The sequence below is a fragment of the Bradyrhizobium sp. USDA 336 genome (genome assembly GCF_044908355.1).
Taxonomy (GTDB): Bacteria; Pseudomonadota; Alphaproteobacteria; order Rhizobiales; family Xanthobacteraceae; genus Bradyrhizobium; species Bradyrhizobium yuanmingense.
The window spans coordinates 4584196-4605394 of sequence record NZ_JBIYDC010000002.1 but is presented as its reverse complement, the minus strand read 5'-3'; the positions used below and the strand labels follow the sequence as shown (position 1 = coordinate 4605394).

The following is a 21199-nucleotide window of genomic DNA, read 5'->3' as shown; positions in this document are numbered from 1 at the left end:
GTCAGCACAGCGCGAGCGCGTTGACCGCGCGTGTCGCAGCATCCTCGCCGAAGTCAACGACCTGGCCAACGGTGGATTCGAGCTCGCCCGGCTGCTTGCGGCGCGCGACCGCCAGCAGTCGCATCAATTCCGCCTCGTCCTTGGAAAGGCGCCTGCAGGACGGCGGCATGAAGCACAGCTCGCAGGGCCGCTCCTTGCGCAGGATCCTGACGAGCGCGGCCGCGCGCGCGACCAGCAGCGGACTGTCGGCAATGCCGGGCGCTTCCTCGGCAAAGCGATAGGCCGCTTCCCAGCAATCCGATGCGCCGGTCGCATAGGCCGCTCCGATGAAGCGGAGCAGCGCCAGCGCGAGGCGGGAAAAATCATCGTAGCTGTCGATGTCCGGACGGGTCGCAAGCGCGGCTTGGAGTGGACAGAGCAGCCGCTCACCCGCGTCCGACGTCGCCGCAGAATCGCAACTGGCCCGCATCTTGAACGATCGCGTCAATGCAACGTGGCGCTGCCGACGAACCAGCTCTTCATCGCCGAAATTCCGTCATGCGCGACAGGCGGCTCGTGCCGGTCGGGCAGGACGAGGCCGGCCATGCGGAAGATCGTCGCAAGCCCCAGGACCGGCGCGAGCGCCCAATCGGCGCCGATCGGCGGCAGCCAGCGCTCGAACTGCTCGCGCGCGACATCGACGCGGTCCTGCTGGGCCGCGGCAATCGCGCGCAAGATTCCGCGCTCGCTGTCGGACATGCGCGGACAGGTGGGGCAGTGCACTTCGATCGCGGTATGCGCGGTGCAGGCAAAGATCTCGATGATGGAATCCAGCGACAGCACGGCATCGCCGACGCGAAAATGGTCGTACACCTGCTGGATATCGGCCGCCGTCGGGACGGCGCTTCCGCTACGCGCCTTCGCCCGAAATCCCCAGATGAAGAGCCGCTCCGCCGCACTCAGCGCAGGAAGGTCGACGGGCCTCGTGTATGTCGATCGATGCATTGTGCCTCTGGCCTCCGGCTGCGCTCACGCCAGCGCTGGCGCGGATGATCTGCACCGATCGTTCTGCCAGAGAGCTCTCCAAGTCAACGCGCGGAGAGGCGATGTCGAGGTGTTCTAGATTGGAAGAGTTCGTAGCTCGGATGGGCGTCCATCGGCCGCCTCGCAGCCATGAGCAGCAGGGCCGCGCCGCTCACCGGACAATTGCGGGGACGCCGGCCCGAATGCTTAAAGCTTTGCTAAGGGACGGGGGATAAACTGGCATATCAGCCTTTCCAATTCCTGTGAGCACCGATGATTTTCTCCCGCATCAGTTTCAAGCTGGTCCTGATTGTCGGCATCAGCCTCCTCGGCATGATCGCGCTGGCGCCGGTGGCCCTGTCGACCCTGCGCGCGCAGATGGTCGCCGACCGGCAGGCCAAGACGCAGCAGATGGTCGATGTCGGCTACGGCATCCTGGCGCATTACCAGAAGCTCGAGAGCGAAGGAAAGCTCTCGCGCGAACAGGCGCAGGCCAGCGCGATGGCCGAGATCAAGAGCCTGCGCTACGACAAGGTCGAGTATTTCTGGATCAACGACATGACCCCCAAGATGGTCATGCATCCAATCAAGCCCGAGCTTGACGGCAAGGATCTCTCCGGGATGAAGGATCCCGCCGGCAATGCGCTGTTCATGGGTTTCGTGGACGTCGTCACCAAGCAGGGTGCGGGCTTCTACGGCTACCTCTGGCCGAAGCCCGGCTTCGACCAACCGGTCGGGAAAATCTCCTATGTGAAGGGCTTTGCGCCCTGGGGCTGGATCATCGGCACCGGCATCTATCTCGACGACGTCGACGCGGCCTTCCGCCAGAACGCGATGACATTCACCTATATTTGTCTCGCTGTGCTGGTCGTGGTGCTCGGCGCTTCCTTCCTGATCGGCCGCAGCGTCACTCGGCCGCTGGCCCGGATCACCGCGCTGACCGAGCGCCTTGCCGCCGGCGACAGCGCCTTCGATGTGCCCTACACCGACCGTCGCGACGAGGTCGGCGGCCTCGCCAAGGCACTCGCCGTGTTCAAGGACAATGCGTCGGCGGTGAGCCGGATGCATGCCGAGCAGCAGGAGCTGAAGCAGAAGGCCGACGACGAGAAGCGCAAGACCATGGCCGATCTCGCCGGCAAGTTCGAAGCGAGCGTCCAGGCCGTCGTCCGCGACGTCTTCGATGAGGCCCGCGCGATGCAGCAGGCCGCGCAGGGCATGTCGGAAACCGCGAACAAGGCGAGCGACCGTGCGAGCTTCGTCGCCACCGCCTGCCAGCAGGCCTCGAGCAACGTGCAGACGGTGGCCTCCGCCGCCGGCGAACTGTCGGCTTCGATCGCCGAGATCAGCCAGCGCGTGGCGCAGGCCGCGACGGTCGCCGACAAGGCCGCCGCCGACGGCCAGCGCACCAACGACACCGTGCAGGGCCTTGCCGCTGCCGCACACAAGATCGGCGAGGTCATCGACCTCATCAACCAGATCGCCTCGCAAACCAATCTGCTCGCGCTCAACGCCACCATCGAGGCGGCGCGCGCGGGCGAGGCCGGCAAGGGCTTTGCGGTGGTCGCGAGCGAAGTGAAGTCGCTGGCGAGCCAGACCGCGAAGGCGACCGACGAGATCGGCGCGCAGATCACCGCGATCCAGGCCGAGACCAATCAGGTCGTCGGCAACATCGAGAGCATCCGCGCCACCATCATGGAGGTCAACGAGATCTCCTCGTCGATCGCCGCCGCGGTCGAGGAGCAGGGCGCCGCGACGAAGGCGATCGCGCACAGCGTGCAGGAGGCGGCCTCCGGCACCGACCAGGTCTCGCACAACATCTCCGGCGTCACCGATGCGACGGCCGAGACCGGACAGGCCGCCGGCCTCGTACTGCAATCGAGCGGCCGGCTGACGCACAAGCTGCAATCGCTGCAGGACGAGGTCAGCGCCTTCGTTGCGGGCGTGCGGGCGGCTTAGTATAACGGGAGGATGGGCCAAAACTCCGATCGACGCGCGCGCATCCTCCTGATCAATCCGAACAGCAACGAGGCGACCACCACGATGATGGTGGCGATCGCAAGGTCCGCTGCCGCCGATGGTTTCGACATCGTCGGCGCCACGGCAACGCGTGCGCCCACGATGATCGTCTCGGCGGACGCGCTGGAGGTGGCTGCGCTGGAGGTCGAGGAGATCGCGCGTCTCTGTGGCGGCGAGTGCGACGGCGTCATCGTGTCGGCATTCGGTGATCCCGGTCTCACCGGGATCAAGGCGGCGATGAAGCTGCGCGCCGTCGGCATCGGCGAATCCGCGATGCTGGAAGCCGCCGGGAACGGTCGCCGGTTCGGCGTGGCGACCACGACGCCGTTGCTGAAAGCGAAGATCGATGCATTGCCTGATACGCTGGGCTTACGCGCGAGCTACACCGGCACGCGCTTCGCCGATGGCGATCCGCAAGAGCTGATGCGCGATCCGGCGCAGCTGCGCGCAGCGCTCGCCGGCGCGGTTGAGGCCTGCATTGTGCGAGACAGAGCGGAAGCGGTCATCATCGGCGGCGGGCCGCTGGGTGAAGCGGCGCGCGAGCTTCAGCCGATGTTCGCGGCGCCAATCATCGCCCCGATCTCATCTGCCGTGCGACGGATCATTCGTCTCGTCGCGACGTAACCTCCGGTTTTTCCGCGCCGCGGCATCGGCCGTGCTGCGGAAAACTGTTTTCCTTGACATCAACTCTGCGGTGCTCGACGTGTAACGAGGTCGAGCGATGCTGCCTTGCGTCCCTCGCGAAAAGAAAAGCACCACCGGAAGGACGTCATGAACACGGGCCTCGACGAGAATGACTACCTCGCCACCTTGCGCGGCCTGTGGGACAAAGCCTGGCCGAAGGGCCTGCCGCGTTCGCCGAACTATCTGCACGGCGAAGTTCCCCTGACGGAATATCTGCGCACCTGGGCAAAGCGGAGTCCGGAGCGGCCCGCGGTGATCTTCTACGGGCATGTGACCACTTATGCCGATCTCGATCGGCAGAGCGATCGCTTTGCGGCGCTGTTGCAGGCAAGGGGCGTGCGCAAGGGCGATCGCGTCGCCGTCTTCCTGCCGAACTGCCCGCAATTCCACGTCGTGTTCTTCGGTATCCTGAAGCTCGGCGCGGTCCACGCCCCCGTCAGCCCGCTGTCGCGCGCATTCGAATTGTCCTACCAGCTCAACGACACCCAGGCCGAGGTGATCGTCGCGCTCGACCAGCTCATGCCTATCGTTGATCAGGTCCGCGGCGAGGTGCAACTGCGCGAGATCATCGTCACCAGCTTCGCCGATGTCGTGCCAGCGGCGCCTGCCTTTCCCGCGCCGGACTCGATCCGCACGCCGCGCGTTGCGGTCTCCGGCGCAACTGATCTCCTGCCGGCGCTCGCGGCACTGCCCGCACCGACCCCGCTGCCGCCGCCTCACCTCGATGATGTCGCTGCGCTCAACTACACCGGCGGCACCACCGGCATGCCCAAGGGGTGCGTGCATACCCATCGCGACATGGTCTACACGGCTGCCGCCAATTACGGCATCTCGATTCCTTCGGACGAGAGCAGCGTGTTCCTGTCGTTCTTTCCGGAGTTCTGGATTGCGGGCGAGAATTCCGGTCTGATCTTCCCGCTGTTCTCGGGCGGCACGCTGGTTCTGCTCGCGCGCTGGGACGCTGTCGGCGCGATGGCGGCGATCGACAAGTACAAGGTCACGATGACGGCGATGCCGGTCGACAGCGCGGTCGAGATGATGGACCATCCGCGCTGGAGCGAGTTCGACCTGTCGTCGCTGCAACAAGTGCGCGTGGTCTCCTTCGTCAAGAAGCTCAACGCCGGCTATCGCAGGCGCTGGAAGGACCTCACCGGCACGATCCTGATGGAGGCGGCCTGGGGCATGACCGAGACCCACACTTCCAATACTTTCACCGCTGGCTTTCAGGACGGGGATTTCGACCTCACCAGCCAGCCGATCTTCGTCGGCCTGCCGGTCCCCGGCGCCGAGTTCAAGATCACCGATTTCGAGACCGGTGCGCTGCTGCCGCTGGGAGCCGAAGGCGAGATCCGCGTGCGTACGCCGTCGCTGCTCAAAAGCTACTGGAACAAACCGGAGGCGACGGCGGAATCGCTCGTCGATGGCTGGTTGCGCACCGGTGATATCGGCACCATCGACAAGGACGGCTTTCTGCACTTCCTCGGCCGGCGCAAGGAGATGCTGAAGGTCAAGGGCATGAGCGTGTTTCCGCCGGAGATCGAGGCGTTGCTGGGGCAGCATCCGAAGGTGCTGGGCTCGGGCGTGGTCGGCCGTGATGATCCGGACAAGGGCCAGGTGCCGGTCGCTTACATCCAGCTCAAGCCGGAAGCGATCGGCACGGTCTCAGAACAGGAACTGCGCGCCTGGTGCGCCGAGCGCATGGCCGTCTACAAGGTTCCGGAAGTCTGCATTATCGATGCGCTGCCGTTGACGGCAACGGGCAAGGTCAGGAAGCAGGACCTCAATCCAAATCCTCCTGCCGTCCAGTGAGAGAGACGATGTCGTTCAAGAAGCTCCTGATCGCCAATCGCGGCGAGATCGCCATCCGCATCGCACGCGCGGCGGCCGATGCCGGCATTGCGACGGTCGCGATTTATCCCGCCGACGATGCGTTGTCGCTGCACGTGCGCGTTGCGGACGAGGCGATCGAGATTGCCGGTCGCGGCGCACGGGCCTATCTCGACATCGAGGCCGTGGTGATGGCGGCCAAGAGCGCGGCGTGCGATGCCGTGCATCCCGGCTACGGTTTCCTCAGCGAGAACGTGGCCTTCGCGAAAGCCTGCGCCGACGCCGGAATCACCTTCGTCGGGCCGAAACCCGCTGCGCTCGAGCTGTTCGGCGACAAGGTTGCGGCACGTCAGCTGGCGAAACGCTGCGGCGTGCCGATCATTGCCGGCACCAACGGGCCGTCGAGCCTCGAGGAGATCACGGCATTCTTTACCTCGCTCGGCAGCAGCGCTGCGATCGTGATCAAGGCGATGGCGGGCGGTGGCGGCCGTGGCATGCGCGTGGTGGAGAATGCGTCCGATCTTTCGGAAGCCTATGCGCGCTGCCAATCCGAGGCCAAGGCGGCGTTCGGCTTCGAGGGCGTCTATGCCGAGCGGCTGATCCGGCAGGCGCGCCACATCGAGGTCCAGATCATCGGCGACCGCCATGGTGCGATCTCCCATCTCTGGGAACGCGAATGCACCATCCAGCGCCGGCACCAGAAGCTGATCGAGGTGGCGCCGAGCCCGTCATTGAGCGATGCCCTGCGCGGCCGCATCATTGAGGCGGCAAAGCAGCTGGCGGGTGCTGCGTCTTACGACAATCTCGGCACGTTCGAGTTTCTGGTCGACGGAACCGCCGAGGACAGCTTCGCCTTCATCGAGGCCAACCCGCGGCTCCAGGTCGAGCACACCGTCACGGAAGAGGTGCTCGGCGTCGACCTCGTCCGCGCCCAGTTCGCAGTCGCTGCGGGCAGCACGCTGGCCTCGCTTGGTCTCGCGCAGGCATCGATCCCGAAGCCGCGCGGCCATGCCATGCAGCTTCGCGTCAACATGGAGACGCTGGACGTGTCAGGCGCCACGCATCCGACCGGTGGCGTCCTAGCCGTGTTCGAGCCGCCGTCGGGACCCGGCGTCCGCGTCGATAGCTTCGGCTATGCCGGCTACAAGACCAGCGCCTCCTTCGACTCGCTGCTGGCCAAGGTGATCGTGCACACGCCGGGCGAAGCCTGGCATGACGTCGTCGCGAAAGCCTCGCGCAGCTTGCGCGAGTTCCGGATCGATGGCGTCGTCACCAACATTGCCTTCCTCCAGTCGGTGCTCGCGCATCCCGATTTCAGGACCAACCGTATCGCGACTGATTTCATCGACCGCAACATCGCCAGGCTCGTGGAAGCATCGGATGGCGCCGCCAAGCCGCTTTACTTCGCCGCGGCAGAGCGCGGCGCCGGTCACAGCGCGGAGGTGCACGTCGCGCCAGCCGTACCCGAAGGCACGGTGATGGTCGCGGCGCCCTTGCAGGGAACCATCGTCACCATCCAGGTGAAGGAAGGCGAGATCGTCCGCCCCGGCCAGCAACTCGCCGTGATCGAGTCCATGAAGATGGAGCACCTCGTCATGGCCGAGCAGGGCGGGCGGGTGACAAAACTCGTCGCCGGTGATGGCGTCACGCTGATGCATGGCGAGCCGATCCTCTATCTCGAGCCGCTCGACGTCGCCGCCGACAGCACGACGGCGGAAGCCGATGTCGATCTCGACCATATCCGCCCCGATCTCGCCGAGCTGATTGTGCGCCAGGCGAACACGCTCGACGAGAACCGCCCCGCTGCAGTCGAGCGGCGGCGCAACACCAACCAGCGCACCGCGCGCGAGAACGTCGCCCAGCTCGTCGACGACGGCTCGTTCATGGAGTACGGCAGTCTCGCGATCGCGGCGCAGCGCCGCCGTCGCAAGCTCGACGATCTCATCAAGAACACGCCGGCCGACGGCCTCGTCATGGGCGTCGCCACGGTCAATGCCGAGAAGTTCGGGCCTGAAGGCGCGCGTTGCATCGTCGTCGCCTATGACTACACCGTGCTCGCGGGCACGCAGGGCCATATGAACCACAAGAAGATCGACCGCATGCTGACGCTGGCGGAAGACTGGCGCGTGCCGCTGGTGTTCTATGCCGAGGGCGGTGGCGGCCGGCCCGGCGACACCGACCGGCTCGGCATGACCGGCCTCGACGGCCCGTCCTTCGTGCAATTCGCACGGCTCTCGGGCCTCGTGCCTGTCGTCGGCGTTGTTTCCGGCTATTGCTTCGCCGGCAACGCCGCGATGCTCGGTTGCTGCGATGTCATCATCGCCACCAAGAACGCTTCGATCGGCATGGGCGGTCCTGCCATGATCGAGGGCGGCGGCCTCGGTGTCTATCATCCGGCCGAGGTCGGCCCCGTATCATTCCAGTCGCCGAACGGCGTCATCGACATCCTGGTCGAGGACGAGGAAGAAGCGACATCTGTCGCGCAAAAATACCTGTCCTATTTCCAGGGCGCGGTGACGGAGTGGGAGGCCGCCGACCAGCGCCTGCTCCGCCGCGCCATCCCCGAGAACCGCCTGCGAGTCTACGACATCCGAAGCGTGATCGACCTCGTCGCCGACAAGGATTCCGTGCTGGAGCTGCGCCGCGACTACGGCGTCGGCATGATCACGGCGCTGATCCGCATCGAAGGCAAGCCGTTCGGCCTGATCGCCAACAACCCGCGCCATCTCGGCGGCGCCATCGATGCCGACGCCGGCGACAAGGCCGCGCGTTTCCTCCAGCTCTGCGACGCCTTCGATCTGCCTGTTGTCTCGCTGTGCGACACACCTGGCTTCATGGTCGGCCCGGAGGCGGAGAAGACCGCGATCGTGCGCCACGTCTCGCGCATGTTCGTGACCGGCGCCAGCCTCACCGTGCCGCTGTTCGGCATCGTGCTGCGCAAGGGCTACGGTCTCGGCGCGCAATCGATGATCGGCGGCGGCTTCCATGCCTCCTTCTTCACCGCGGCCTGGCCGACCGGCGAGTTCGGCGGCATGGGCCTGGAAGGCTACGTCCGCCTCGGCTTCCGCAAGGAGATGGAGGCGATCGCCGACCCCGAGCAACGCGAGACCTATTACCGCAACAAGGTCGCCGAGCTCTATGCCAACGGCAAAGCGGTCTCGATCGCCTCCGTGTTCGAGATCGACAACGTCATCGACCCGGCCGAGACGCGGCGCTGGATCATGGCGGGCTTGCGCACGGTGCCGAAGCCCGAGCCGAGGACGAAGAAGAAGCGGCCGTGCATCGACACGTGGTGAGGGCGGTGCAGCAACCCGATGCTTGAGGCAAATCCATATCAACGCCGTCATGCCCGGGCTCGTCCCGGGCATCCACGTTCTTTCGCGCGCGCTGCACTACGTGGATGGCCGGGACGAAGCCCGGCCATGACGGCGCCGAGATATCGCGACCTACAACTGCGTCCCGGTTCCCGATTGACATCCCCGCCTGTGGTGCCAGACTTTGCACAATAATACAGGGTGGAGACGTCCGCGATGGCCAGCCTCTCGGCCTCGAACCATGTCGCCCGTGTCTTGTCCGTCGCCAATCATGTGGCCGACGTCGATGCCTCTTCGCGGATTGCCGATTCCTGGCGGCGCTCCCTGATCAGCCACAAACTCGATCCGGCCCGTCGGGGCCCGCCGCAGACGCTGACCGCAGCCGAGATCCGCCGCGTCGCCCAGCCCATGGAGGCGACGATCCGGCTGGCCACGTCCGAGCTCGAGGATCTCGCCCGTGTGCTGCGCGAGGCCGGCTATTGCGTCAATCTCGCTGATGCCAACGCCACCATGCTGTTCAGCCGCTTGCCGGGCGAGGCCGACACCGAGATCTTCCTGCGCTGGAAGGTCTATACCGGCTCAAATTTTTCGGAGGCCCATGAGGGCACCAACGGGCTCGGCACCTGCCTTGCGGAACAGAAGCCGATCCTGGTTCATCGCGACGAGCATTTTCGCGAGCAATGGGGCATCTTCTCCTGTGCGGTCGCGCCGCTATTCGATCCCGTCGGCCGCCTCGCAGGCGCCGTCAACATCACGTCTTGCCGGGATGATCTCAGCCGCGCCGCGCACCAGCTCGCGCTCGCGGTCGCGATGCAGGCGACGCGTCGCATCGAGGGTGCGATCTTCCGCGACCATTTCCGCAACGCATGGATCGCCACCGTGCCTGGCGAGGGCGGCAACGGCCTGCTCGCCTATGACGACGATCACCGCGTCGTCGGCGCGTGCCGGTCCGTGCGAGCATTGCTGGGCATCACCGACGGCCTGATCGCCTCCGGCATAGACCTGTCGCGCTACGTCAAGTTCGATCACCACGCTGCGCGCGATGCAGATGAGATCGTCCAGTTGCGCCGCGCGGATGGTCGTTCGTTGGGGCCGGGGCGGATCGCGCCGCCGCAGCGCGCGCGGCCGCTGACCAAGCGCCGCAACCCCTCCGTCGACCGTTTCGACGCGCTGCATCGGCTCGCCGGCCGCGATCCCGACCTGATCAGGAGCGTGAAGCGGCTGCGGGCTGTCATCGATCATGATCTGCCGGTGGTGCTGCATGGCGAGACCGGCGTCGGCAAGGACGTGTTCGCGCGGGCTATTCACGGTGCGAGCAACCGCGCGCGCAGCAATTATGTCGCGCTGAACTGCGCGGCGATGCCCGAGAGTCTGATCGATGCCGAGCTGTTCGGCTACGAGGCCGGCGCCTTCACCGGCGCGCGGCGCGAGGGTTCGAAGGGCCTGATCGTGCAGGCCGACGGCGGCACGCTGTTCCTCGACGAGATCGGCGACATGCCGATCGGCTTGCAGACGCGCCTGTTGCGCGTTCTGGAAAACCGCGAGGTCTGGCCGCTCGGCGCGCTCAAGCCTGTCACTGTCGACATTCGCCTGATCAGCGCCACGCATCGCGACCTCGCCCGCATGGCGGAAGCGGGGGCCTTCCGCGCCGACCTCTATTTTCGCCTGCGCGGCATCGAGGTGCGTCTGCCCGCCTTGCGCGAGCGCGCCGACCGCGACGACATCATCCGCCAGATCGCGCGCGAGGAGGCGCCGAGCTGCCGGCTCTCGGAGGAAGCATGGTCGCAGCTCGCGGTCTACCCGTTTCCCGGCAACATGCGCCAGCTCCGCCACGTGCTGCGGCTCGCCGGCTGCACAGCGGAAGATGGCGTCATCACCGATGCAGATCTCGATCTGCCGCCGTTTGGCGGACGGACGGAGCCTGATCTCGAAGCGGCCGAGCGTGCGACGATTGTCGCGGCGCTACGTGAGCATGGTGGACGCGTGACGGAAGCCGCACGCGCATTGAAGCTCAGCCGCGCCACGCTGTATCGCAAGATCAAGCAGCTGAAGATCGAAACGGCACAGTAGCGCTCGATCCGCGTGCGGCAAGAAAGTTGAGAGGTCTCTGCCGCGAACGCAGATGTCGTAGGGTGGGCAAAGCGAAGCGTGCCCACCGCTCTTGTCGTGATGTTTGATCGGAGGTGGGCACGGCGCAAGTGCGCCTTTGCCCACCCTACAATGTCGGCGCAAGGCCTACGAAAAATCCGTCCAGCTCAGATGGCGTGAATCGAGGTCGCCGACTGTCACGATCTCGCGCATCTCTTGTGGCGTGTGAAAACTGCTGCGCAGGTACACCAGCGGCCGCGCCGTATCCGCATGCGACACGCTGCGGACCTCGCCGACGAAGATCGAATGCGTCGTCGTCTCGAACTCCTGCGCCAGCACGCAGTCGAACGCGGCCACCGCATCCGTCAGCACCGGCGCGCCGGTCACGCCACGCGTCCATTGCCCGAAGGCGAAGCGATCGTCGCCGTTGACGCCCTTCTGGCCGCTGAAGGTGAGGGCGAGCATCGCGTGATCCTCGTGCAGGAAGTTGATGGCGAAAGCACCTTCCTCGCGGATGCGCGCATGTGCGCTGGCGTTGCGGTTGACGCAGACGATCAGCGAGGGCGGCTTGTCAGACAACGAGCAGGCCGAGGTCACTGTCAACCCGGTGCGCTTGCCGTGTTCGGCACCGACCGTTACCAGCGCCACGGCGCCGGCGCATTGACGCATCGCCTGCTTGAAGTCCTTCGCGTCCACCGTCACGCGGAAATCTCCCAGAATTGAAGCGGGTGCGACACGATCGCGCCGCACCCGCTGAGCGTCAAGCCGCCTTCTTCGCGGAGCCGAGATGCGCAAGGCGCGGCATCACCTCGTTCTTCAGCAGCGAGAGCGAGTGGTGCCAGGCCTCGGCCTTGTGCTTGTAGTCGAAGCCGAACACGAGCAGCACGCCGAAGCCGCCGACCTCGTCGTAGATCTTCTCGATCTTCTCGGCGACCGTCGCGGGCGAGCCGACGATCCAGTTCCGCTTGGCGCAATATTCGACCGTGACGTCGCTGTCTGGCACATCGGGCGCGTGCTTCAGATAATCCTTGAAGCCGAAATGCCCGAGCAGCGGCAGGAAGTACTCGCTCATCATCCGGCCCATCATGTCGCCGGTCGAGAGCTTCCAGGCCTCCTCGTCGGTGTCGGCGACGAATACCTCGCGCACCAGGCGCCAGTCCTGGCGGTTCGGCTTGCGACCGGTCTTGGCCGCCCCGATCTCGACCGAGTCCCAGTGGCTGGAAACATAGGCCGGGTTGAGGTTGAGGCTCATCGGGATGAAGCCGCGCTCGCCAGCGAGCTTGAGCGTGTCCGAGTTCTTGGAAAGGCCCGCAACGCCGATCGGCGGATGCGGCGCCTGCAGCGGCTTGATATGAGGCTTGAGGAAGTCGAACATCGTGTCCGGCTTGGTCACCGTCCAGTACTTCCCCTTGTGGGTGAAGGGCGCCGGCTCGGTCCACAGCTTCAGGATGATCTCCAGCGCCTCGCGCGTCATGTCGCGGTTCTGCCCGCTCATGCCGTCGACGTTGAACATCGCCCAGTCGCTCGGCAGCCCGCTCGCCGCCACGCCGAAATTGAGCCGGCCCTCGGAGAGATGATCGAGCATGGCGACGCGGTTGGCGAGCTCGGCCGGGTGATGATAGGGCAGCAGGAAGCCGCCCGGACCGATGCGCAAGCGCTTGGTCTGAATCAAGGCCTGCGCGATCAGGAGGTCCGGCGTGGGATTGGGTTCCCAGGGCGCGGTGTGGTGCTCGCCGACCCAGGCCTCCTGATAGCCGAGCTCGTCGAGCCAGCGCATGACCTGCAGGTCCCAGTCGTTCCCTTCCTTGAGGCCGCACTCCGGCGGATGCGAAGGCATCGTGAAATAGCCGATCTCCATGGATTTCCTCATCTGATGTTGACGCGTCTTGTCGCGCGTTGACGGAGTTGGGTGATGAACCTTGTCGAGTGATGAACCTTGAGCAAGCGGTGTGCCAGCGCGGCGGAGCCTCAAAATGAAGAGAAAGGGCTGGTTTGCTCGCGCAATAGCCGGTATCTCGACGGAAGCCTGCTGGACATCGTCTCATGTGTAGCGAGACGGCGTCTTGACCATGAGACGAGGACGAGACCCGAAAATGACCGAACCCGCCTATGTCGCGGTGGACTGGGGCACCAGCAGCTTCCGGCTCTGGCTGGTCGACCGCGCCGGTCAGGTGCTGGCCGAGCGCCGCAGCGGTGAGGGCATGCTGGCGGCGGCGAAGACCGGCTTTCCCGCCGTGCTGCAAGCGCATCTGGCCGCGGTCGAAGCGCCCACGCATCTACCGGTTCTGGTCTGCGGCATGGCCGGCGCCAAGACCGGCTGGGTCGAGGCCGGCTACGTCGACACGCCGGCAAAGCTCTCAACCGTCCTGAAACAGGCAGTGCGCGTGCCGGGCGAGGCGCGCGACATTCGCATCCTGCCGGGCATCGCCCAGCGCGATGCCAAGGTGCCGGACGTCATGCGCGGCGAGGAGACGCAATTGCTCGGCGCGCTCGGTCTCGATGCCGCGGGCGAGGCGCTGGTCTGCATGCCCGGCACGCATTCGAAATGGGTGCGGATGAAAGACGGCACGGTCGAGCGCTTCTCCACCTTCATGACCGGCGAGCTGTTCAGCGCCGTCTCGCGCGAGACGATCCTGTCGCTCGCGGTCGCCGGCGCTGATGACGCCGAAGATATCGCGAGCTTCAAGGCAGCCGTGAAGGCCGCATTCGACGCTCCGGCCTTCGCCGCCAACTTGCTGTTCACTGCACGGTCGCGACAGCTTCTGTTCGGCGGCACGCCGGCCGCGGCGCGCGAGACGCTGTCGGGCACGTTGATCGGTGTGGAGCTCGCGGCAGGGCTCTCCGGCACCGTGCCGCAAGCGGGCGTCCAGCTGATTGCCGCGGGGCGGCTTGCGGTGCTGTATCGGCTGGCATTCGAGGCGCTCTCGGTAACCGCAAAGCCGGTCGATGCGGATGAAGCCGTCCGCCGCGGCCTGTCGATGGCGGCAGCCGCGATCTGGACGAAGTAGAAGGACTGCGAGAGATGAGCGTTCCCTTTCCGCCGATGCAGCGGCCGCTGGTCGCGATCCTGCGCGGCATCAAGCCTGAGGAGACCGAAGCGATCGTCGGCGTCTTGGTCGAGGCCGGCATGACCGCGATCGAGATCCCCCTGAATTCACCCGATCCGTTCCGCTCGATCGCGCTTGCCGTGAAGCTCGCGCCATCAGACGTGTTGATCGGCGCCGGCACGGTGCTGACGACGGCAGATGTCGATCGTCTCAACGATGTCGGCGGCAGGCTGATGGTCTCGCCCAATGTCGACACCGAAGTGCTGGCGCGCGCGCATCAGCATCGCATGGTGACCATGCCCGGCGTGTTCTCGCCGACCGAGGCGCTGCTGGCGGCGCGCTCGAGAGCCTCGAGCCTCAAATTCTTTCCGGCGAGCGTGCTCGGCGCTGCCGGTATCGCCGCGATCCGCGCCGTGTTGCCGGCAGGCGTGATGATCGCCGCCGTCGGCGGCGTCTCCGATCAGAATTTTGCCGAGTACATCAAGGGCGGGGTGACCGCATTCGGGCTCGGCTCCAGCCTCTACAAGCCAGGCATGACAGCAGCAGATGTCGCAGCCCGCGCAGAGGTGACAATTGCTGCATACGATCGGGCAATTGAGAAAGATTGAGCCGGCAATAAACTAGCCGTAATCCTGACATGGTCTATTCTGCCATATGGTGGCGCGATGCCGACATGCGCGCATCGTGGTACGCGATTGGCTGAATCAGGAGACCGACATGGCGATCAACAACGTGGCCGATCTGTTCGTGGCAACGCTCGAACAGGCCGGGGTCAAGCGCATCTACGGCATCGTCGGCGACAGCCTGAACGCGCTCACCGAGGCGCTGCGCCGCCGCGGCACGATCGAATGGATTCATGTCCGGCACGAGGAGGTCGCGGCCTTCGCGGCGGCCGGCGAAGCCGAGATGACCGGGAGCCTCGCGGTCTGCGCGGGCTCCTGCGGCCCCGGCAATCTGCATCTGATCAACGGCCTGTTCGACGCGCATCGAAGCCGCGTTCCCGTGCTGGCGATCGCGGCGCAGATCCCGACCGCCGAGATCGGCGGCGGCTATTTCCAGGAGACGCATCCGCAAAATCTGTTTCGCGAATGCAGCCATTATTGCGAGCTGGTGTCGGACCCGAGCCAGCTGCCTTACGTGCTGGAGAACGCGATTCGCGCGGCGGTGGGCTTGCGCGGCGTCGCCGTCGTCGCCATGCCCGGCGATGTTGCGTTCCGGAGTCCTCCGAAGCGCGCGTTGTCGACGACGCGCGGCCTTGCACTGGCTCCGCCGAAGGTCGTGCCGCAGCCGGACGAGCTGAAGGCGCTCGCCGATCTTCTCAACGGCGCCGAACGCATCACGCTGTTCTGCGGCCGCGGCTGCGCCGGCGCGCATGCGCCTTTGATGCAACTCGCTGAAGCGCTGAAGAGCCCGATGGTGCACGCGCTCGGCGGCAAGGAGCATGTCGAATACGACAACCCCTATGACGTCGGCATGACCGGCTTCATCGGCTTCTCCTCGGGCTACGCCGCGATGCACGGCTGCGACGCGCTGGTGATGCTCGGCACCGACTTCCCCTACAAGCAGTTCTTCCCTGATGATGCCAAGATCGCGCAGATCGACATCCGCCCGGAAAATCTGGGGCGGCGCTGCAGGATCGATCTCGGCCTCGTCGGCGACGTCAAGCTCACCATCGAGGCGCTGCTGCCGCTGCTCAAGACGAAGACGCAGCGCAAGCATCTCGACGACTCCGTCGCGCATTACAAGAGAGCCCGCGAAGGCCTCGATTCGCTAGCCAAGGGCACGCCCGGAGCCAAGCCGATCCATCCGCAATATCTCGCCAAGGTCATCAGCGACCACGCCTCCGACGATGCCGTCTTCACTGCCGATGTCGGCACCCCGACGGTGTGGGCGGCGCGCTATCTCGACATGAACGGCCGCCGCCGGCTGATCGGCTCCTTCGTGCACGGCTCGATGGCCAATGCCATGCCGCAGGCGATCGGGGCGCAGGCTACGCAGCCCGGGCGCCAGGTGATCTCGCTCTCCGGCGACGGCGGCTTCACCATGCTGATGGGCGACCTGATCACGCTAACGCAAGAGAAGCTGCCGGTGAAGGTGGTCGTCTTCAACAACGGCGTGCTCGGCTTCGTCGCGCTGGAGATGAAGGCGGCTGGCTTCGTCGACACCAATGTCGACCTGGAGAACCCGGATTTCGCCGCGATGGCGCGCGCGATGGGCATCTTTGCCAAGCGCGTCGAGGATCCCGGCGAGCTTCCGGGCGCGATTAAAGAGATGCTGGCGCACAATGGGCCGGCGCTGCTCGACGTCGTCACCGCCAAGCAGGAGCTGTCGATGCCGCCGACCATCACGGCCGAGCAGATCAAGGGCTTCAGCCTCTGGGTGCTCCGCGCGGTGATGAACGGCCGCGGCGACGAGGTGCTGGACCTCGCGAAGACGAATCTTTTGCCGCGGTGATATCAGCCGGCGCGGTGGTTCACCTCTCCTCGTCGAGGAGAGGTGAAAGTCTGCCAGTGCAGCACGATGCCGATCAGCAGCGCCGGCAGAAAGCCGAGCGCGATCAGGAAATGCGGCAGCTGCTTTGGCGAGATGAGGGCGATGGCGATATCGGAGATCAGCCACAGCGCTGCGAACATCACCGCAAAATCCGTTCGCGGGCAGCGCAGGTAATAGAACACGGCGGTGATGACGATGGCCGGGCCAATCGCGATGCCGATCATGACCGCGGTCAGCTCCTTCGGCGTCAGCGTGTCGAGCACCATCGATGCCAGCAGCCAGAGTGCGGCGAACATGGCAACGATGTCGAGCGGATGCCGCAATCCAATTCCTCTGGCGAAAGGCGCGCTATCGTTGGGGCCGGAGCTGCGGCCGTCAAGTCAAAATGGGCTTATTCCTCGTCACTTCCAGGCGTCGGGCGCAGCATGAAGTGACCGAAAGCGGTGGCGATCGGCTTCGCAGCATCGTCCTGCCAGGCCCGCGCCTCGAAGGCGACGATACGTCGGCCCTGCTTCACGATCGAGACGTCGGCAAACGTGTCGAGCGCGCGTCCGGAGCGCAAGTAGTTGACGGTGAGGCCGATCGGCTTGGGCGGTGCGGCAGCGCCGAGCTCCCGCGCCACCCCGATGATGGCGGTGGTTTCGAGGAACGCGCCCGTCATGCCGCCGTGAATCGCGGGCAGGATCGGATTGCCGATGATCTGCGGCGAGAACGGCATCGTCAGCGTGCCGTCATCGTTGACGCGGATGCCGAGCGCGCGCGCGAACGGGCTGCGCGCAAAGGGACCGTCCGGATCCGCCGGCGCCTCCAGCGTCGGGATGCTGCGTGCATCCATCCGGCGGTCGGCGAGCATGTTGGTGCGGTTGGCGCCGATCATGAAACAGGCGGTTGCAGTCGCGACCGGATCTTCTTCGGACTCCTGGTAGGCGGTGGAGCGCACGAAGGCGATCGAGCGCGTGGTGCGGTAGCACACCGAATGCGCCTTGATGTCGAGGCCGGGCGTCGCCGGCTTCTGATAGTCGATGCGCAGATCGAGAGTCGCGATCGCGCGGGTGCCGTCGAGCGCAAGTTGCACCGCCATGCCGCAGCTCTCGTCCAGCATCGCGGTGACGACGCCGCCATGCAGCACGCCGGTCTCGGTGTCGCCGACGAAGACCGGTCGATAGGGCAGGCTGGACCACGCCTCGCCAGGTGCGAAGCGGTCGAGCTGGAGCCCGCTGATATGGCCGTAATCGGAGCGGCGGCCCTTGATGGCCTCGGCGAGTTCCTCGAAGGCAAGCGTGGTCGGCGTGGTGCTCATGGGGACCTTCTAGACCAGTGTCGGCCCTCGCGCAAAACCCCGAATGAGCCCCGCACCGGGCGGTTAGGTCTCGACAGGGCGCGCCGAAGCGCCGATGGTGGGCGCTTCGTTCGTCGATGAACTGCAAGGAGCGCCCATGGCCGACCCCGAAACGCCCTCGACCGCCCAGGGGCCCGTCACCATTTCCACCTCCAGCGCCGAGCGGGCGCCGATCATCTATTTCGACGGCGCATCCTGCTTCGGCCACCACAACGGCGCGATCCAGATCGAGCTTGCCGCAAACCTGTTGATGCCGGTCGGCGCCGCCGTCAGGGTCGACGTGGTCCAGACCGCGCACTTACGTTGCAGTGTCGCCGCGGCGCTGGCGTTGCGCGAAGCCCTCGACAAGGCGCTCGCAATGTATCAGCAAGGTCAGAAGCAGCCGGTGGCGGAGGAGATACCGGCGGTGAAGAACTGAGATCGCACGCCCGATGATTTTGATTGACTCGGTCTGACGGCGAAACGCGATCACCTTCCCGCATTGACCTGTTATCTCACGCCTTCGTCACATGCACCTTCGCGGTCTTGCCGCCGTTCCACTTGCCGTCGAGCGCGCGCTCGATCTGGGCGGCGAGCTGCAGCAACAGACCGTCATTGGCCTGCTTGGCGATCGCCTGGATGCCGAGTGGCAGGCCGTGGTCTTGCGCTGCCATCGGCAGCGAGATCGCCGGCATGCCGCAGAGATTGGCGAGCGGCGTGAAGGCGAAGAAGCGCCACAGATTGTCGAACCAGTCGCGCACATCAGGGTTGTCGGAGATGGTGAGATATTCCCTGGTGCCGACCTTCGGCGTCGGCAGCGCCGTGATCGGCGTCAGGATCACGTCCCATTGCTCGAAGAAGCTGCCGAAGCCGCGCGAGGTCGTGTTGAACACGGCCTGCATCTTCGCCCGCTCGGCAAAGCTGGTGTGGCGCCCGGCTTCCCAGATGCGGATGTTCATGGGCTCGATCAGATCCTCCGGCGGCTTTTCCAGTCCGCGCGCAGCGAGCATGTTGGAGATCGCCACCGCGAAGTTCGAGATGTAGCAGGTGGTCTGCGCCTCGAAGGCGGCGGGGAAGGTCGATCTCCGGCAGTGCATAGTCGACGTGATGGCCGAGGCCTTCGAGGAAGCGTCCGGCCTTCTCCAGCTCGGCAGCGAGCTCGGGCGTCGCGGTGTAATTGCCCCATGTGTGCGACAGCGCGATGCGAAGCTTGCCGGGATCGCGCTTGATCATCTCGGTGTAAGGCTGCGCCGTGGTCCAGAACGGCATGAACTCGCCGGGCGCAGGCCCGCGCGCATGATCGACGAAGGCGGCAGTGTCGCGCACCGAGCGCGACTGGCAGCCCTGTATCGAGACGAGGCCGGTGAGGTCCGACATGTGCGGGGCCAGTGAGAACACGCCACGCGAGACCTTCAGGCCGATATTGCCGTTGACGCCGGCGGGAATGCGGATCGAGCCGCCGCCGTCGGTCGCATGCGCGATCGGCACCACGCCCGCGGCGACCATCGCGGCGCTGCCCGCCGACGAGCCGCAGGTGGTATAGTCGGTATTCCAGGGATTGCGCGTGACGTAGACCGCCGGATTATCGGCCGACGAGCACACGCCGAACTCCGGCGTCGTGGTGCGTCCGATCAGGTTGAGCCCCGCCTGGCGGAATTTGCCGGTGAGGAACGTATCGGCGCTCGCGCGATTGCCGCGCATCAGCAGCGAGCCCATCTCCTGCAGCCGGCCCTTCATGGTCGGCCCGAGGTCCTTCATCAGGAAAGGCAGGCCGGCGAACGGGCCTGCGAGATTTGCGCCGTCCTTGGCGGGATCGGCGATCACGTCCTCGAACAGCTCGACCACGCCGGACAGCGCCGGATTGACCTTGGCGACGCCCGCGGCGGCCTGGCGTGCCAACTCCTTCGCCGTCAGCTCGCCCTTGCGGACGCGCCCTGCCAGCGCAACGCCGTCGTGCTGCGCCCATTCATTCCAGCTCATCGGCAAAGTCATGAAGTCAAATCCCCTCAAGATCGCGGCGTCACCTTTTTCGCAACGGCCCGCGTGAATCAACCGAGGCGCCACGAGGGGCAGGGTTGCGCCCGGCGGAGAGGTCGGGCTGCCGGCTATCAATCCGACAGTCGTGCGATCGCTGCAACCGGGCCGCCGCCGGCCGGCCCCTGATGCTCGGCGCCGCCGGACACGTAGACCGCGCCGGTGCCGGCAAGGCCCGCGATCAGGCCGCCGACCGCTGCGCGGGCGTGGCGTGTCGAGCTGATGTCGGTGTCTTCAAGCATGGTGTGGCGGAAGCCGCGCACGGCGCCATCAGGCGAGGCCTCCGCCTTGGCGAAGATGTTGACGAGCGTGCGGCACGCTGTGGTTTGCGGCGCAGCGCCGAGCCCGACACTATTCAATGCCGATAGCACCGCCGAGGCGTCGATCGCATCCTCCATCACGGCATGCCCGATCACACACGCGCTTACCGATGACGCCGAATTGCCGAGCACGATGACGACGTTGTGCATCAGCTCGATCCCCGACGAGGTCGAGGCCACCTTGGAGAAGAGATCATAGCGCCGCAGCACGTCCTCATCGCCGACGTCGGCGCCGATCTCGTCGAGCGCGACCGCAACGCCCAGCGCGGACGCACCGCGCGAATAGGCCATCGAGCTGTAAGCGTTTGTCGTCGCCGTTGTGTTGCCGCGGGCGTTTGCCGCCGCAACGCGCTCGCTGGTCAGCAGCGGGCACTTGATCTGAACGAAATGAACGTCCGCGGGATCGTTGATGCCGGCATCGGCCATGGCGGCTTGCACGGCCTTGGCCGTCTCCGCGATTTGCGCGGAGCGGCCGAGCTCCTCGGGCAGAAAATCCCGCGTCTGCGCCATGCCGATGCCGAGGCGCTTGCCGGACAGGCCTGCCGGGCGCTCGGCCTCGCTCCGTGTGAACACCGTAAGATGCGGACTGAGCACGCCCTCGGTGCCGCCGGACATCACGAATGCGATACGCTGCTCGACCGCCTCCGCCGACAGGCCGAGCTTGGGCGCCAGCGCCGTGCAGAGCGCGGCCACCGCGTACTCCCGGGTAAAATCGTTGACGCCGCCATTGCCCTCGGTCTTGCCGAGAATAGCCAGGATCGAGTTGGGATCGATCGCGCCTGAAACGATCAAGTCCATCAGGCCGGAGACGTCGCCGGGTCCCGTGGTGGCGATCCTGAAGACGCCGACCGATGTGGTACGCATGATTGGTCCTCGTGCGGAGAGTTCATTGGCCCGGCGGGAGCAAGCAGGCGCGGAACGCGGGGCCGATGTCAAGTCGCCGCGCCCCCACGAATGTGGCGAGATCGCATCGGTCGGGCAAAAAATCCTCTGTCGACGGTTGCGTACCGCACCTTGATGAATCAACCTTGGTTGGTCCATAAGCGGCGTCCCGCG

The 21199-nt window shown here is 65.9% G+C and carries 16 protein-coding genes and 1 pseudogene; 9 read left to right on the top strand and 8 right to left on the bottom strand.

Going from position 1 to position 21199, the window contains the following annotated elements; all coding sequences use genetic code 11:
* Position 1 precedes the first annotated feature (1 nt).
* Positions 2 to 469, bottom strand: coding sequence for a hypothetical protein (locus ABIA45_RS22450; protein ID WP_271541371.1), 468 nt, complete (start codon positions 467 to 469; stop codon positions 2 to 4).
* A 14-nt stretch (positions 470 to 483) separates the two neighbouring features.
* On the bottom strand, positions 484 to 984 hold the full coding sequence (locus ABIA45_RS22445; RefSeq protein ID WP_157285002.1) for a hypothetical protein: 501 nt from the start codon (positions 982 to 984) through the stop codon (positions 484 to 486).
* Between the two features lie 291 nt (positions 985 to 1275).
* On the opposite strand from ABIA45_RS22445, the gene ABIA45_RS22440 reads away from it, so the two are divergent.
* From ABIA45_RS22440 to ABIA45_RS22420, 5 genes are all read left to right on the top strand, one after another.
* A complete protein-coding gene (locus ABIA45_RS22440; RefSeq protein ID WP_404653667.1) occupies positions 1276 to 2958 on the top strand; it encodes a methyl-accepting chemotaxis protein in 1683 nt (560 codons plus the stop codon).
* A 12-nt stretch (positions 2959 to 2970) separates the two neighbouring features.
* A complete protein-coding gene (locus tag ABIA45_RS22435; protein WP_404653666.1) occupies positions 2971 to 3642 on the top strand; it encodes an aspartate/glutamate racemase family protein in 672 nt (223 codons plus the stop codon).
* 147 nt (positions 3643 to 3789) lie between these two features.
* A complete protein-coding gene (locus ABIA45_RS22430) occupies positions 3790 to 5511 on the top strand; it encodes an AMP-binding protein (protein ID WP_404653665.1) in 1722 nt (573 codons plus the stop codon).
* Between the two features lie 8 nt (positions 5512 to 5519).
* The gene (locus ABIA45_RS22425) at positions 5520 to 8825 is read left to right on the top strand and encodes a carboxyl transferase domain-containing protein (protein WP_404653664.1); all 3306 of its coding nucleotides are present in this window, start codon (positions 5520 to 5522) and stop codon (positions 8823 to 8825) included.
* A gap of 234 nt (positions 8826 to 9059) precedes the next feature.
* On the top strand, positions 9060 to 10913 hold the full coding sequence (locus ABIA45_RS22420) for a sigma-54-dependent Fis family transcriptional regulator (protein WP_404653663.1): 1854 nt from the start codon (positions 9060 to 9062) through the stop codon (positions 10911 to 10913).
* A 165-nt stretch (positions 10914 to 11078) separates the two neighbouring features.
* Here ABIA45_RS22420 and ABIA45_RS22415 read toward each other — a convergent pair whose 3' ends face one another.
* The gene (locus ABIA45_RS22415; protein WP_271541382.1) at positions 11079 to 11633 is read right to left on the bottom strand and encodes a flavin reductase family protein; all 555 of its coding nucleotides are present in this window, start codon (positions 11631 to 11633) and stop codon (positions 11079 to 11081) included.
* 58 nt (positions 11634 to 11691) lie between these two features.
* Positions 11692 to 12789, bottom strand: a complete 1098-nt coding sequence (locus ABIA45_RS22410) for an LLM class flavin-dependent oxidoreductase (RefSeq protein WP_271541384.1) — start codon at positions 12787 to 12789, stop codon at positions 11692 to 11694.
* Positions 12790 to 13024: 235 nt separating this feature from the next.
* Between ABIA45_RS22410 and ABIA45_RS22405 the strand changes: the two genes are divergently transcribed.
* From ABIA45_RS22405 to poxB, 3 genes are all read left to right on the top strand, one after another.
* Positions 13025 to 13939 carry a 2-dehydro-3-deoxygalactonokinase gene (locus ABIA45_RS22405; RefSeq protein ID WP_271541387.1) on the top strand — a complete coding sequence of 305 codons (915 nt, stop codon included), beginning with the start codon at positions 13025 to 13027 and terminating at the stop codon, positions 13937 to 13939.
* Positions 13940 to 13953: 14 nt separating this feature from the next.
* Entirely contained in the window at positions 13954 to 14586 is a 633-nt protein-coding gene (locus tag ABIA45_RS22400; protein WP_271541388.1) for a 2-dehydro-3-deoxy-6-phosphogalactonate aldolase, read from the top strand.
* A gap of 109 nt (positions 14587 to 14695) precedes the next feature.
* A complete protein-coding gene (poxB, locus tag ABIA45_RS22395; protein ID WP_271541390.1) occupies positions 14696 to 16432 on the top strand; it encodes a ubiquinone-dependent pyruvate dehydrogenase in 1737 nt (578 codons plus the stop codon).
* Positions 16433 to 16434: 2 nt separating this feature from the next.
* On the opposite strand, the gene ABIA45_RS22390 is transcribed toward poxB, so the two are convergent.
* Positions 16435 to 16794, bottom strand: a complete 360-nt coding sequence (locus ABIA45_RS22390) for a hypothetical protein (protein ID WP_198399827.1) — start codon at positions 16792 to 16794, stop codon at positions 16435 to 16437.
* Between the two features lie 68 nt (positions 16795 to 16862).
* Entirely contained in the window at positions 16863 to 17771 is a 909-nt protein-coding gene (locus ABIA45_RS22385; protein WP_271541392.1) for a PaaI family thioesterase, read from the bottom strand.
* A 136-nt stretch (positions 17772 to 17907) separates the two neighbouring features.
* Here ABIA45_RS22385 and ABIA45_RS22380 point away from each other — a divergent pair, with 136 nt between their 5' ends.
* Positions 17908 to 18228, top strand: a complete 321-nt coding sequence (locus ABIA45_RS22380) for a hypothetical protein (RefSeq protein ID WP_025032108.1) — start codon at positions 17908 to 17910, stop codon at positions 18226 to 18228.
* Between the two features lie 76 nt (positions 18229 to 18304).
* On the opposite strand, the pseudogene ABIA45_RS22375 reads toward ABIA45_RS22380, so the two are convergent.
* Positions 18305 to 19781: pseudogene (locus ABIA45_RS22375) on the bottom strand (amidase).
* Positions 19782 to 19897: 116 nt separating this feature from the next.
* On the bottom strand, positions 19898 to 21007 hold the full coding sequence (locus tag ABIA45_RS22370) for a ring-opening amidohydrolase (protein ID WP_271541397.1): 1110 nt from the start codon (positions 21005 to 21007) through the stop codon (positions 19898 to 19900).
* Between the last annotated feature and the right edge of the window lie 192 nt (positions 21008 to 21199).

Coding starts and splice junctions, on each gene's coding strand:
- ABIA45_RS22430 (WP_404653665.1), top strand. CDS start 3,790: ATGAACACGGGCCTCGACGAGAATGACTACCTCGCCACCTTGCGCGGC.
- poxB (WP_271541390.1), top strand. CDS start 14,696: ATGGCGATCAACAACGTGGCCGATCTGTTCGTGGCAACGCTCGAACAG.
- ABIA45_RS22420 (WP_404653663.1), top strand. CDS start 9,060: ATGGCCAGCCTCTCGGCCTCGAACCATGTCGCCCGTGTCTTGTCCGTC.
- ABIA45_RS22380 (WP_025032108.1), top strand. CDS start 17,908: ATGGCCGACCCCGAAACGCCCTCGACCGCCCAGGGGCCCGTCACCATT.
- ABIA45_RS22445 (WP_157285002.1), bottom strand. CDS start 984: ATGCATCGATCGACATACACGAGGCCCGTCGACCTTCCTGCGCTGAGT.
- ABIA45_RS22385 (WP_271541392.1), bottom strand. CDS start 17,771: ATGAGCACCACGCCGACCACGCTTGCCTTCGAGGAACTCGCCGAGGCC.
- ABIA45_RS22435 (WP_404653666.1), top strand. CDS start 2,971: ATGGGCCAAAACTCCGATCGACGCGCGCGCATCCTCCTGATCAATCCG.
- ABIA45_RS22410 (WP_271541384.1), bottom strand. CDS start 12,789: ATGGAGATCGGCTATTTCACGATGCCTTCGCATCCGCCGGAGTGCGGC.
- ABIA45_RS22405 (WP_271541387.1), top strand. CDS start 13,025: ATGACCGAACCCGCCTATGTCGCGGTGGACTGGGGCACCAGCAGCTTC.
- ABIA45_RS22450 (WP_271541371.1), bottom strand. CDS start 469: ATGCGGGCCAGTTGCGATTCTGCGGCGACGTCGGACGCGGGTGAGCGG.
- ABIA45_RS22440 (WP_404653667.1), top strand. CDS start 1,276: ATGATTTTCTCCCGCATCAGTTTCAAGCTGGTCCTGATTGTCGGCATC.
- ABIA45_RS22400 (WP_271541388.1), top strand. CDS start 13,954: ATGAGCGTTCCCTTTCCGCCGATGCAGCGGCCGCTGGTCGCGATCCTG.
- ABIA45_RS22425 (WP_404653664.1), top strand. CDS start 5,520: ATGTCGTTCAAGAAGCTCCTGATCGCCAATCGCGGCGAGATCGCCATC.
- ABIA45_RS22370 (WP_271541397.1), bottom strand. CDS start 21,007: ATGCGTACCACATCGGTCGGCGTCTTCAGGATCGCCACCACGGGACCC.